The sequence below is a fragment of the Cupriavidus sp. GW823-FHT07B10 genome, assembly GCF_058794355.1.
The window spans coordinates 121,704-136,296 of record NZ_JBXAGS010000018.1; the positions used below are offsets into that span (position 1 = coordinate 121,704).

4 protein-coding genes are annotated in these 14,593 nt (G+C 63.2%); all 4 read right to left on the minus strand.

Annotated elements, in window-relative coordinates:
- Window positions 1–165 precede the first annotated feature (165 nt).
- A complete protein-coding gene (locus AC1Q6V_RS28085) occupies window positions 166–5,571 on the minus strand; it encodes a DEAD/DEAH box helicase (RefSeq protein WP_454750884.1) in 5,406 nt (1,801 codons plus the stop codon).
- Window positions 5,571–10,691 carry an Eco57I restriction-modification methylase domain-containing protein gene (locus AC1Q6V_RS28090; protein WP_454750885.1) on the minus strand — a complete coding sequence of 1,707 codons (5,121 nt, stop codon included), beginning with the start codon at window positions 10,689–10,691 and terminating at the stop codon, window positions 5,571–5,573. The genes AC1Q6V_RS28085 and AC1Q6V_RS28090 overlap by 1 nt, the downstream gene beginning before the upstream one ends.
- Entirely contained in the window at window positions 10,688–13,975 is a 3,288-nt protein-coding gene (gene drmD / locus AC1Q6V_RS28095; protein ID WP_454750886.1) for a DISARM system SNF2-like helicase DrmD, read from the minus strand. Before drmD ends, AC1Q6V_RS28090 begins: the two co-directional genes overlap by 4 nt.
- 401 nt (window positions 13,976–14,376) lie before the next feature.
- Window positions 14,377–14,593: integrase core domain-containing protein (locus AC1Q6V_RS28100; RefSeq protein WP_492316418.1), on the minus strand; the 217-nt coding region annotated here is incomplete at its 5' end.

Here is a 14,593-nt window from a genome sequence, read left to right on the forward strand (position 1 = left end):
GCCGCGGTCGTACAGATAGCCTCCCGCTCCATGATCTGCCGCGCCATCCGGCCGCACAGCTGCTTGGCGCGGTCCGCGCGAATCTTCTCATCGAATTTCTCCACCAATGCTTCCTCGAGGGGCCCCAGGGCCGGGAGATTGATATTGAGCTAGCCTGAGGTAGGGTTACGTCACTACATCAAACCACGAGGCATCTGCTTCTACTTCCTTGGCTTTAGACTTGCCAAGGACAGCCTTGGCGATGCGGCGCATGTGCGTGCGCATCACGGTCCTGTCGTATAGCTCTTGGTACTGGATCGCCACTACCTCGTAGTCGGTGTTCAGCAATTCGTCACGAATTTGCCGGTCTTGCACTGCCGTTTGGACGTTGCCGTGCAGATGTTCGCTCATTCCGTCCAGGTACACGCACACACCCTCGAACTGATCGTTGGGCGCATGGAAGTACACATCAGGCCGGGTGACAATGCCGCCGTTCAACTCGATAGGACGTTCAGTCTCGAAGCTCATCAGACCGGCGGCTTTCAACATTGCCACCAGTTGCTGCTCGGGTGGATTGCCCGGCTTCTTCGTCTGGTTGTCGTCAGGCAACACAGGCGGAATATCATGGCTTAGCGAGACGGCATCGCCCCATGTTGTGAGATGTTCGAGCGCCACGTGTCGGTTCAGGTGCTCATGGTAGAAGGAATTACGGAAGTTTTGTAGACAGTCGATGCACGATGAGTCGCAGGCCGAGGGACAGTCATCGACCAGCACCAATGTGTGCTTTACCACAGCAGGCCAATGCTCCAGCAACTGTTCCAGTAGGCCGGAACCGCCGGGCATGGGGTCGTACAGAATGGCGTCGAACTTCTCGCCGCCTGGCTTGCCCAGCACCTGCACCTGCAGGTCCGATATCTCCATGTCAAGCACGCCCGCAGCCCCTTGCCGCAGGGCCTCCAGCACGCTGTACGCGGCCTCCTTCGAGGTGCAGTCCGGCAGCACCAGCGCGTCCGCCACCACCTCAGCATAGAACGCAATCTTCTGGATGGGCCGTCCACACCGCTCGAAGTGGTGCTCATTGAACGCATTGAGCTCCTTGAGCGTGCTCATCGGCGAGCGGCTCTGGCCGCAGACCATGCACACCGGGTAGCCCATCTCACCGGTCGAACGAACTTGCGATGCCGCGCCCACGTTAACCAGGCGCATGTGCAGGCCGTGCTTTAGGTGCAAGGCGGCGCTGCCCCACTCGTAAGCCTTGCCGCCGGAGTGCCGCCCCTGGTCCTGGCCAAAGACAGCCACAGGAAGTTGGAAGCGGTAATCCTCATCGTCGGAGATGTACGACTGGTGGGGGGCATCCACGTCGCACACCTGCACGCCAAATAAGCTGGATACGCCCACCGATTCGGCCTGCGTTGGCGCGGCCGCTTTACCCAGCCCACCGGTTTCCTGAATTGCCTCGTTGGCCAGGTCCACCGCAAACACGATGGGCTCTTCCGGAACTAGGTGGAACGTGCGCGGCACGAACTTGTGCGCGTTGGCGTAGATCAGATTGCCAGGTACGTACTCGCGCACAGCCAGCGCGCTGTTGCGCCGCAGTTCCCAGTCAGAAATGTCCGAGCCGTAGCGCGGTGCAATGTGTGTGATGCTGACCGCGCCGGTGTCCAGGCCATAACCCGGCAGGAAGCCTTCGGCAGCGAGCACGCCGTAGGTGTTCGTGTCGTCGACGCCCTCGGCCTGATTGGCACGGCGGTGCGCTTCTCCCTTCAATTTCTTGACGAGGCGCTCGCAACGGCTGCGCAATGCCTCTTCATCGGGGTCAAGTGCTCCCTTAGCGCTGGCCACCTTGCGCAACCGCTCCAGCTGATTCAATGCCCACTGCAGCCGCTGGAAGAGGCGGTCGACCACCGCTTGCAGTTCACTTGCCAGTCCATCTATGATGGCCTCGACGCTGACCTGGCTGACCACCTCTGCATCGGTGATAGGCCACCCTTGTTGGAAGGCATTCATCGTGGCCGCCAGCAAGGTCTGGCGATGCCTCAGGATCACCGTTCCCAGTTCTGTCACCTTCATCGGTGCGGGGCGTACCATGCCCTCCGGGGTGAACAAGTAGGTCTTGATCTGCTGCGGCAGGCAGTTGCGCACGGCCTCCTGCAGTTCGTCCAGCGCACCCTGCGGCAACTCCTTGTCGCGCAACATCTTGAACACGGCTGTCAGCATTGTCGCGTGCACATGCTTAGCTACCATGATGGGGTTACGCAGGTTGAAGCTGGGTGGTTCCACCAGCCCCTCGAGCATTTTCAACGGTTCGTTGAAGTAGGCGCGATCGTGGCTTGCCGCACGGGCATAGGTAATGTCCAGAGCCATGCGGAACTGGCGGCCAGCACGCCCAGCACGCTGCCAGTAGTTGGCCGGCAGCGGGGGCACGTTCCGCATCAGCACCGCATCCAGCGCGCCAATGTTCACGCCCATCTCAAGGGTCGGCGTGCATACCAAGGTGTTGATGCGCTCGTTGTCGCCCTTGAAAGCGTTCTCGATACGTTCACGGTCGGGGCCGGGAATCTGTGCTGAGTGCTCCTTGGCGCGCAGCATGGCGAATTCCTGGTCGAGCATCAACAGGTCGTAATCGTCCGTATTTTCGGGCTCCGCCATCAGCTTTCCGTCGCAGCGCCAGGCCATGCACGATAGCGTCGGATTGGGACGACTGTGCAGGCGCCGACAGGTCTGGCACCGGTACATGCCCTTGTCAGGTCGCATCATCAGACGATCAACGTCCACCTGATGGGCACCAACACAGCCGGGCAGCGGCCTGCCGCGAGCGCCCTTGAGCTGCACCGGCGCTAGGAGCAGCAACTCGTTGGTCACTAGCATCCACATCTCGCCCAGGAATTCAGGGACCTCGTCTGCCGGAACCCTCCAAGCCAGCGCTGCCTGTTTGGCCACTGTGGCATAGATGCTGAACCACTGCTTGATACGCGTCTCATCATCTTGTCCGTCGCGCTGAAATTTCAGCGCTGAGGGCACGCCCTTCATGGATGGCAGATAGCCCCGAAGGACTTCTCTTTCTCCATCCATCCAAACCTTCGAATACACACCGGTAACACCGTCGTACAGCATGCGCCGTGAACGCGCGGCGTCCAGGAGCGACGCCACACCCTGGGCCAGCGCCTCCGTTTCGCAGCCGATCTTGCCGGCCCAACGCTTGATTTCCGGTCGCTCGCCGGTCAGGCCCAGGTAATCCACCTTCAGCCGACCCATGGGCTCCAGGCCCAGACGCTGCCGGCCACCGATGGCAAGCTCGCGCAAGATCTGCACGCGCAAAAACCACTTCCGCTCCTGGCCGTGGGCTTGGCCCGTCTCTGATTTGGGTTCGACACGCCAGACCTCCGGAATCAGCGCACGTGACAATTCGTCGTCAGCGTCGAGTTGCTGGTCCAGCCACAAGGTCAGGTCACTGACAGAGATCGGGCCTGCCTTCAGCTTCTGGTAGATCAGTTCGCGGAAGCGGTAGCGGCGCGAACGGTCTTGCATCCAGCCGGCCTGGAAGGCGGCGTCCTGTCGGTTGTCGGCAAACACCAGCAGTCGGCGTCGCTCGGCGCGGTGAATCATGCTCTGGGCCAGCACGTGTACATCGGCCACGGTAGTGGCGCGAACCGGACGGGCGGGCTCCCGATAATTGCCGCTAAAGCGCCGGCCCGCAGCGCCGCAGGACACACAGCGGGTCAACTTGCCGACGTGTTCGCTCTTTTGCTGGACGACGTACAGCGGCTTTAACGCCTTGCTACGGCCACAACCGGCGCACTCGGCCGCGTTATCGTCGTGCACCGTACCGCAGTAGCGGCAGGCAAATAACGTCTCGGTACGCACGGGGTCGTCTTCGGCATCTGCACCCACTTGGTGGTCCAGCGACAGGGCACGCACTCCACCCAAGCTGATCTCGGCGCCACGCCACACACGGCCCTTGCCTTCGGCGGTGCCCCCACCCGGGCGCTGGCCTGTGAAGTCGAAGTCCTCCAGCCCGTGCTCGAAGTAGTGCTGGCCGCAGGTGGTGCAGCTCAGCAGCGGGAAGCGATGCAGATCGGCGTTCTCAGTCAGCGCATCCTCTGCAGACAGCCATAGCTTGGCATCGTTGCTCTGGTCGGGGAAAGTCACCACCGCACCGCTCACGCCCCGCACAAAGCCGTGCACCACCGGGCGCAGCAGCGGTCGCCCGCCCTGGCGCGCGGCGGCGCCCAGGGCCAGCCAAACCAGAATTTCTTCTTGCGAGATGTTGCGGCCCAGCTTGGTGCTCAGATCCGCTAGCAAATCGTCCAGTGCACGCGGCCGGCTCAGCGCCTCGGCGATCTGGAAAGCCACTTCGTTGTGGCTCATCCACTGCCCGATGGCTTCGCGCCAGGGGCCAGGCTGCAGGCGGCTGCCGGTAGCGGTGGTGAACCACACGCGCAAAGCCTGCACATCGCCGTCCGTCGCGTCCTCGCGGTCCACCAGCGATAGCACCTCCAGCAGGGTCTGCAGTTGCGCGGACTGGTTGCCATTCAGCGGCGGGCTGGCGGTGCGCAGCGAGCCCCACACATCGGCCTCGTAGCTCTCGCCCACTAGCGCCACATTACTGCCATCCACGCCGAAGAAGCGGCTGGCGAACTCGCGTCCAGCGTCCAGCCCCTTGACCGGGTCGGCGATGGTAGCCGAGGTCGCGATGCAGGTGGTGCTAGCCTGGTCTTTACCGCAATAGGCACGCAGACGGCGGATCAGGCAGGCCGTCTCGGCGCCTTGGGCCCCGGTGAAAGTGTGGGCTTCGTCGAAGACCATGAATTCCAGCCGGGCGTTGTCGAACAGCTCCAGGTCGTGCTGGCGGGTCAGCAGCAGTTCCAGCTGCTTGACGTTGGTCAGCAGGATGCGCGGCTGCTGGCCAGGGGTGCGCATGGTTTCGCGGCTCACGCGCTCCTCTGCGGGGTGCAGGGCCACGTCCAGTTTCTTGTGCTGCATCTCTGCCAGCTTGGCCTGGTAATCGGCCGAAGTGCTACCCGGTGGCAGGCGAACGCCCACCACGTCGGATTCCTTCTGCGGCGTCTTACCCACGTACATTCCGAAGGTCACGCCCGTGCCGGCCAATAGCGCACGCATGCGTTGCAGCTGGTCTTCGGCCAGCGCGTTCATCGGGTAGACGATCACGGCGGTAATGCCCGCCGACGCGCCTTGGTCGCGCAGTTGCAGGCAGCGGCTGATGATGGGGAACAGGAAGGACTCGGTTTTGCCCGAGCCCGTGCCCGTGGCCACCAGCGTGGGCTGCCCCGCGTGGATGGCGCGGAAGGCCTGCTCCTGGTGCCGATAGGCCGCCGGGTACGGCGACAACTGGCGGATGTGGGCATGTAACACCCCTTCCCTCACCAGCTGCTCAAGCGTGGCACCTTGCTGGAAGGTGCGCGACAGCGAGATGTACGGCCCCTTCATCAGCGGCGTGTTGCGGGTGTGCTCCAGGTTGAGCAGCGTTCGCATCTGCTGGTACAGGCCCGTGTCGGCGAAGGCGTAGGTGCTTAGCTGGTAACGCAGGAAGTCTCCGACGACCTGCTCCGTGTAGGTGATGGGGTTCAGCATCAGAACAAGCCTCCCTGCTTGTAGATGGGCACTTCGTTCTCATAAGCATGCTCGTCGGTGTTCTCCGATTCGCCGTCCGCCTCCGTCGGCACGATTCGGCGAATCAATTCGGCATGCTTGGCGCACTCGTCCCACGACCGTTCAACATCTTCGCTCAGTTGCCAATCCAAAAAGCGGGGGCCGAGAGCTGTTGCGACGGGTTGCATTTCCGCTGCCCGGTCGTCGTGTCCGAGGCCGTAGTCGGAAAGACGTAAGGTCTCGGGCAGCAGCCAACCCTCACCTTCGTTCTGGCTCAAGAAGGCGGCAAGCCCTCTGGCCTCCAAATCCTGAAGAGCAATAAGCGCGAGAACGGGATGCCTCAGTTCCGGCGGTTGGTACTTGTCAATTCGCCAAAAGCCACGCTGTTCAAGCGTCTTGCAGAAGGCATCATTTGTTAGCTGTGCCGTAGGCCTGTCCGTGTCGCCAAGAATCACCCTGGCATCTCTGAGGCCGAGACCAAAGTAGTGGAACGCGACTGCTTCGAGGATTGCCTTGAGTCTGGTTCGTTCATGAGCCGTAATCGCCCATAGTCGACGCCACGATTGATGATTGCGTACCTGACTCTCAAAGTCAGCCCACACCCGTGCGCTCATTTCATCCGGGAACGTCAGTCCCAAGAGGGCCCGCGTATATTCATTCACGCCCTGTCGGAATTTTTGCGAGACGGCGCATTCCTCCGCGACAAAAAGGTTTATATGTGTGCCGCCGAGCCGCTTGCGTACCAGCCAGTCGAATGCGATTGTTGAAAAGGCAAATCCGACTGCTGCGACCGAGTCTTCTCGACCGGAAAAAACTCCAAGGGTGTTGCCGCATGGAAAGCCAGAAATCAGACTTCCGATTGCTGATCGGGTGTCTGTGTTTCTAGCTATGTCACGAAAGGCCAGCTTAAGCCCGGCCTTGCATTTGTCCGCCCTATCAAGGCATGTTCTTCGCCCAACCAGGAACTGCGGAAGCACTTTCTTGGCGCCGAATTCCAAAGCCATCCACGTCGCCTGAGAACTCACCTTACTGACATAGCCCGACGCGTTCTTGTCGAAGATGTTGATCATGCCGCCCTGGAAAAGGGGCAGCGCCACGTCCTCGAGGTGGTCCACGTGGAGCGCCTGGCGCCCGTCGAGCGAGAGCACTAGGCCAGCGGGTCGATCGAGGATATTGGCGGGTCCGTCGTAGGTCTGCCATGGTCCCTTCAGCCAGTGCCCGTACTCATCCGGCTGATAGCCCTTCTCCTCCCACTTCGGTCGAGGCGGGAAAAGCTTGGAGTCGTTGGTCATATCGAACTCGCGGGCGTACTTGACGCCCCAGCCCCGTTCGCTCTTGTCGCCCAACAACACGCCGTTGGCGTAGATCTTCTGCAGCACCCGCAGGTCCAGCTCGCTGCGGATTTCCAGGATCGCCTTGGAGTACGGTGAGAACTCGACCACCTGCTCGCGCGGGTAGGCCAGTACGTACTGTTCGGCTGCTGCCCAGTCGTCCACGTTGCGGTGCATGAAGGCCGCGCGGATGGCTTGCGTGCTCCCGGTCTTCTGGATCACCAGTGGGCAGAACTTGAAGGAACGGTGGATGTCGAAAATGCCTTCGCGGTTCTCAAAGCCGAACAGCCATTGCCAATCACAATGGTCCAGGAACAGCTCGCGCAGGCCGGTGGTTCCCTTATCGGTGTAGATGCCGCTGGGTACGATCATGCCCATGCGCCCGTGCGGGCGCATCAGCGCATGGCTAAGCTCCAGGAACATCTTGTAGGTGTTCAGGTCGGCCGAGCCCTGATGCACGAAGGGGTGGTGGCTGTCGGCAAAACCCTTGCGCTTCTTGCGCTGAGCCAGCCATTTGTCGTGCAGCCGTTGTGACACGGCAAAGCTGTCGCGGCCTCGGCCGCCCAGGTTCAGGTCGTGCTTCTTCTTGCCGTCCTTGTCGGTCACCACGCGGTCGCCGAAGGGCTGGCCAACGCACTTCACCCAGTTCGACATGGCCTTCAGCCCGCCCACGTAGGCGATCCATTCATGTTCTAACTTCGGCGTGGACTTGAAGTAGTCGATCTGCTTGGCAAGTGCCTCCTGCTTGCCGTAGGCCCGGTACAGCGGGTCGTGGTTGGAGAAGAACTCTTTGGAGCTGGGCTTCTGGATCTCCCACGGCGGGTTGCCCAGCAGCGCGTCAAAGCCTTGCTGGCTGGCCGTGAACGCGTCGGGGAACTCCAGTTCCCAATGGAAAAAGCGGCGCTGGGCTGCTACCTCGGCGGCCAGGGCCAACGCTTCAGTCGCAGGCTGGCCGAACTGCTGCGGCAGCGGCGCCAGCTCGATGTATTCACCGGGCCAGAACCACAGTGCGCACCACAAGTCCATGCGAGCCTTGAGGGCGTGGTAATGCGGGTTGGCCAGTACCTCGTCACGGTAGACGGCGGCGCGACGGTCGCTGTCGTGCACGGGCAGACGGTGCAGCTTGCGGAAGACCTTCAGCAGCTCGTCGTGCACCTCGCTAGCCTCCAGCGCGCCGCCCAGTGTCATCTGGCCACTCAGCTGGTGGACCAGCTGCTCGGGCACAGCCTTGCCGCGGGTACCGATGGCCGCGGTGAACTTGTCGCCGCGCTTCTTGCCCCTAGCATCGGTGTAGAAGTGGCTGACGAGGTTTTGCGGCTTGTCCTTCTGGTAATCCTTGTCGCCACCTTCGCGCTCCCAGGCCAGGGCCGGGTAGTCGCGGTAGGTGTCGAACCAGGTGCCCACCAGGGCATTGCCCACCTTGAGCTTGTGGTCCAGGAAGCCGAAGGGCAGGTCCCGGTCCATGGTTTCCACCCACAAGGCCATGCGCCCCAGCTCCACCGCCAGCGGGTCCAGGTCCACGCCATACAGGCAGCGCTCGACAATGTGTCGCTTCAGCTGGGCACGCAGCGCGTCTTCAAAGCCTTCATCGGTGGGGCGCAACTTCAGCAGTTCATCGCTCAACACCTCGCTGATCTGGCCGTCGGCCATGCGGGGCACGCCGCCATCTTCGGCGCGCTCGATCAGCTTGTGGTGGTAGAGCGAGGCAACCAGCGCATCGGTGAGGTAGCGCAGCGCACCGGCCAGGAAGGAGCCGGAGCCCATAGCCGGATCACACACCTTGAGCGCCAGGATGGCTTCGGGCCGCCGCGGTTGCCACGCCACCACCTCGGTCAGGCCGGTGCGCGGGTCCACTTCGGTGACCATCGGCTCATAGGCCAGCGACTGCAGGGCACGCCGCACCGTAGGCGCAGCCAGCTGAGGGCGCGTGTAGAAGGTGCCGGCGCCCTTACGTGTACCACCCCAACGCACCAGGTAGAACTGACCGGGGGCCACCTGGCGGGCGCACAGGCTGCGGGTGGCCTTGGCCAGGGCCTTGGCATCGTCTGCCGTGGCGGCGTTGGCGGCGCGGCGGCCCCGGGGCTTCTTCACCAAGCCGGCGATCACCGCGGCGCGTTCCAGCCAGGCCTGGGCGCGCGCCAGGTGGTCTCGGCTGAGGATCAGATCGTCGTCAGGGCCCTGGGTGCGGGCGGTGTTGCCGTCCTCGGGAGCGGCTTCGTCATCGTCGGTGCCTGTGTCGGCCTCATCCCCAGCGCCATCGTCCGGGGCTTCGTTGCCTTCCTCGCCTTCGTCGCCGTCGTCACCCGCGTCGCCGCCGTCGTCCTCGCCCGTTTCGGCCTTGTCCTTCTTATTGAGCGCGTCGAACAGCTGCTTGATCACCGCATCGCTCATGCCCTCAAGCTGTGACAGGGTCAAAGCGGGCTCGTTGCCCACGGCCAGGAAGATGACCGGGTCATCGGCCGCGGCCTGCTTCAACTCGAAGTCCAGCAGGCCTTCGTACAGGATGCCGATGTACTCGGACGACAGCGCCGAAAAGTCCACCGGCGCGTCGACCAGCTTGTTGCTGCGCCCCTGGCGCACGCGCATCCGGGTGCGCGTGAGCAGGCGCAGCATGCGCTGCACCTGGCGGTCAGTCACGGCGTTCTGCGGGCCTTCCAGTAGGGCCAGGGCGCGGGCGATGCCATCCTTGGACGAGGCATCGCCCGGCGCAAACAGGGAACCGCTGTAGTGCGGCACCGGGAGCGCCTCGTGCGAGGAGCCTTCGTGGATCAGCCTGAACAAGGCCATCAAGCGCGGCCAGGCGCTGCGGCTTTGGGACAGGCGATCGTTGCCGCGGCCCGTGGCGCGACGGTCCAGGTGCTGCCGCAGGCCCTCCAGGCTGTAGGCGCGCTGGTAGATCGGGTTGTCCACCGGCAGTAGGTTCCGCGCCTCGGCGAAGAGCGTGATGATGCAGCGCATCACGATGCGCGAGCCGGCCACGTAGAGGTCGGCATAGGTCGGCGCGGTGCCGGCCTGCTGGGCCTGCTCGATGGCCCCGTGCGATGCCGTGATCAGCTCTTCCACGGCCTGGCGCACGCGCTCGCCCAGAACCGCAGACAGGTCGGCTTGGCCCTTGCGGGACGCGAGGATGGCGCTGAGCAGCGGTCCTTGAGCCTGGCCCGGACTGCAGGCCAGCGCATCGCGGCTGATCAATTGGCGCCAGGCCATCACCTGGGGGCCGGGAGCACCTTCAACGAACCACAGGTCGATGTCCCATTCACACCAGGCATCGTAGTCCTGGCCGACGTGCACCAAGCGCCACTGGCGGCCGTTGGTCACCAATGCCAAGGGCTGCTGCTTCTGGCGCAGCCACTCGACCACGCGGCTGAGCAGCTGCCGCGAGCGGCCCACGCCCAGCCGCCCACTGAACTGACGGGATGCGCCATCATCGGGCACAAACACGGGTAGCACCTCGCCCTGCGGCCCTTGCCACAGGCGGCGGGGCTTGATCAGGGCGCCGGTGAAGCTGCGCAGACTCCAGCATGCGTCCACGGCCTGGGCCTTCTGCCATTGATCGTCCGGCAACGCGGCCAGGTCGTGTAGTACGAAGTCCAGCAGCGCGCCTAGTTGCTCGTTGCTGCCGTCGAAGGCCGTGACGGCACGGCGCAGGCGTTCGACACGCCAGGCGGGCAGCGGCGCCGGCTCGGCAGCGAGGTCGCTGGCTACCCGGTCCGGGGCGATGAGTAGGCCGCCGTGCTTGAGGCTGCTCCACCAGTCGATGACGATGCTCATTGTGTCACCCCCGGCAGGCGGATTTCGATGCTCACGGGGAAGACCTGGGCGGAACCCAGTAAGGCAAAGCGGTTCGGCATCACGTGTTTGAGGATTCGTTCTCGTTCCTGTGTCAGGCGTTCGAGCAGATCGCCAAACTGGCCTTGTCGGCGCTTGAGTTCGTCTTGCAGGTCGCGCAGTTCGCGCTCGGCTTTTTCGTTGGCATCTTCCAGGAGCGAGTACTGAAGCTGCTGCGTGCGGCGCTCTTCGATCTCGCGCTTGATCTTCTCAATGCTCTGCTCGCGTTGCAAGCTGGCCACCTCGCGGATGCGGCGCTCGAAGGCCGCCTTCTCGTGCTCGGTGGCCATTTCGCCAGCGGCTTTCAGTTCAGCGGACAGAGTCGATGTGAGGCGTGAGCGGTAGGCATTCAGCCAGGCTTTCACGTCGCCGTCGATGTCGTCCCAGATGGCGCGGGCCACCGTCACGCCGTTCGGCTCTTCGGCGCCGGGTTGCGCGCCTGCATGCGGCCCAGCATAGGTGAGCATGGAACCCAGCTCACCACCCGTCACAGGCAGGGCGACCGTGCGCACCCAGTGGTGCAGCGTCTCGCGCAGCTGGTTAATACCAAGTTCTTCGACGGTCAGTAGTACTAGTGCGTCGGCCCCAGCCGGCACAGCGCCCCGTGTGACCACCCAACGGCTGGGCGGCGCGAACTCACTTTGCCCACCCGGGAATCGCAGTCGTGCAAACGAGGTCAGCGCCTGACGCATCACCGGATGGCCCAGGTGCATGAGCACGGTGTCCGGTGACGGCCGGAACACTGGGCGGCCGTTGACCGTGTGGATGAAGTAGCGGTTGTCGAACACCAGCCAGGGCATGGCACCGACCACACCGCGGTCGCCACGCAGGCGCAGGCTGTCGTCGGCCACGGCCTGCCAGCGCGCCGGCAGCGGCGTGCGCAGCCGCATGCGGCCGGCAGCGTCCGGGCCCTGCAGGGGTTCTTGTGTGGTGCCCAGGCCTAAGGCCATGCGCAGGGTGTCTTGCAGGGTCTGCGGCGTCAGGTCTAGGTCGACCAGCAGGCGCTCCAACAGGGCGCGGTCTTCGATGCCACGCTCGGCGGTGACCATGCGGGCGTCGTCGGTGGCGTGCTGGCGCGTACTGATCTCGCGGTCCAGGTCGGCCAGCACGTCCTGGTCGTCGTTCAGTTCCATCATGCGACGCTGGAAAGCGGCATCGAACAGCTCGCCCACCGATCCTAGGTCTTCACGGATGTCGTTGACCTTTTCCAGCACGCGCGCGACGAAAGCTAGGTCAGCATCGTCGTCGCTGGCGAAGTGGTAGATGGTGACATCACGCGCCTGTCCGTGCCGGTCAACACGGCCGTTGCGTTGCTCCAGGCGTGACGGGTTCCACGGAATCTCGAAGTGGACCAGCAGCCGGGCGGTATGTTGCAGGTTCAGGCCTTCGGATGCGGCATCAGTGGCCACCAGAATCTGGACGGCCGAGGCCGGATCGTTGAACGCGAACTTGATGCGTTCCCGCTCTTCATCCGACATGCCGCCATAGAGCTGGATGATGGCGCCGGTCTCCACACCGAACTCCCGTTCCAGGCGATGCACCAGGTAGTCCAGCGTAGTCTTGTACTCGGTGAAGATAATCAGGCGCTCGTCCGGGTTCCAGGCCTCGGCGTTGCGCAGGCGTTGGCGAATCAGCTCCTTCAAACGGTCGAACCGGGCATCGACGGCGGGCACCTTGGTGGTCACCGGCAGCTCGGTCAGCTTCAGCGCGTGCAGCGCGGCATCCACGGCAGCCACCTCCTTGGTGAGCTGCCCCAGGTACGGGTGCATCCACGCGCCGACCACGTGAGCCGCGTGCAGGTTGCGGCTTTCACGCTCCTGGTCGTCGTCGATGTCTTCCTCGACGGCCCGCCGGGCAGCGAGCACTTCGCTGGCCTGGGTCTGATCTTGGGCGGCCAGGCCGGCCTTGAAGCGCAGCCAGCTGTCGGCGAAGGTGACCGGGCTGGAAAGCAGCCGCTTGCGCAGCACTTCGATGGCGAAGTTCAGCACTGCCCGGACTTCAGGGGCGGCCATGATCTGGCGCTTTAAAGCTGCGCAGAACGCCCGTACGGCGGTGGCCAGTTCCTTCTCGGCGCGCGTCATGTAGAGCGGTAGCGGCTCCAGGTAGCGGGTGGCAAAGCGCGGCGGCCGGCCAGCCTCCTTGTCCTGCGCGTTGATCTCGCTCTTCAGGCGACGGATCAGCACGTCGCCGATCATCGTGCGCTCTTTCTCGGTGAAAGCAGGCGTGCGGGTGAACCGCACCGGATCAAGCTGCTCCAGCAGGCCCGAGAAGCAGCGGGTGTGGCCGTTGTGCGGCGTGGCCGTCAAGAACAGGCGATGTTCGAACCACGGCGTTAGCAACCGCAACATCTCGGCCAGGTCGCTGTCCTCGCCGAAGTTGGAGGGCATCAGGTTGTGGGCTTCGTCGACGATCAATAGGTCCCAGGGCAACTGTGCGCCCTGATGCGTCTGCGTCGATCGACAGTTGGCGATGAACTGCTCCAGCACATCGGGCTGTCGCAGGTAGTGGTACGAGGTGATGATCCGTGGCAGCGCACGCCATGGGTTAGCATCCAGGCCCATCTCCTTTTGCAGGAGATGGGTGGAAGCCTTGTCCACGATGTCGAAGCCTAGCGAGAATTTCTCTTCCATTTCCTGCTGCCACTGCGTGCGCAGCGAGGCCGGCGTGATGATCAGGACGCGCCGTATGCGGCGTTTTCGCACGAGTTCAGCTAGGATCAGGCCGGCTTCGATGGTTTTTCCCAGGCCGACGTCATCGGCCAGCAGCAGCGACACTCGGGGCATGCGCATGGCACGGGCCAGGGGGACGAGTTGGAAATCGTCCGCGCTGACGGCGCCGTACACTGGCGCGGTGGGCACAGGCTCGGCCTGGCGTTCAGGGTTGTCTGCAGAAAGAAAGGGGGCGATGGCTGTCCAGCGCGTGGCCCGCTGCAAGGCCAGGAACTCATGCATGCGCATTGGCGCATCGACATCGACACGAGGCAGCGCGTTGGGCTCCAGGACCGCCGGTCGCCGTTCACGTTCCCACAGCAGGGTTTCCTCAGGGTCGCCGTCAGAGTCACTAAACTCGATAGTGACAAGGTGAAGCAATTCCGATGTCTTGGAGGCAGCAAAGGGTTCTACAGCCGAGATTACGCCACGGCGGTTACGAACGGTCGCTAGCATTCCAATGCGAGGAATGTGTGGGTTATTTGAGTTACTCGCGGACAAGTCCATTTTGTCATTCATCTTTGACTACAGTGCGCAATTATCTTTTGAACACCACAAAAATGCCATGACGGTTCGGGGCTGGATCGCACATGATCCCGGCTGAGTTGGCTGCCGGCGTTGGCAGATACCGACGCCCTCGCATACGTCCGCCAGCGGATGGTCGGTCCGGGGCCTATCAAAGGCAGACCGCGGCCCTCGTAAGGAGGAAAACAGCGTCACTCGCGCGGTGCCTCCCAGGACCCTGCGATTGGCGGGAAACCCTTGAACGACTGCCAGGTAAGTGCCGATATTGGGGGCTTTTTTGGTACTGTTAATCAGTACAAATCCTTTGATATCAATAACTTACGATTCATTTCCCCTTGGCGTGTGGCCGGATATGTACTGGATTTGCCCCCGTGTCCCCGGACACGGTCACACCCTTAGGTTGATAAGGCCATCGCACGTCTGAACTCCCGCGGCGAGCGGTAATTCAGGGCGCTATGGGGGTGCTGCTCGTTGTAATGCTCAAAGGCGATGGCCAGATTGCGAACGGCCGTCTCGGCATCAGGCTTGGGCATGAAGGCGACATAGTCGCGCTTCATGGTCTTCACGAAGCTCTCGGCCATCCCGTTGCTCTGCGGGCTGCAGACCGGCGTG

Bases quoted from the DNA above. Each gene is read 5' to 3' on its own strand.
- drmD (WP_454750886.1), bottom strand. From the start codon at position 13,975: ATGAATGACAAAATGGACTTGTCCGCGAGTAACTCAAATAACCCACAC.
- AC1Q6V_RS28090 (WP_454750885.1), bottom strand. From the start codon at position 10,691: ATGAGCATCGTCATCGACTGGTGGAGCAGCCTCAAGCACGGCGGCCTA.
- AC1Q6V_RS28085 (WP_454750884.1), bottom strand. From the start codon at position 5,571: ATGCTGAACCCCATCACCTACACGGAGCAGGTCGTCGGAGACTTCCTG.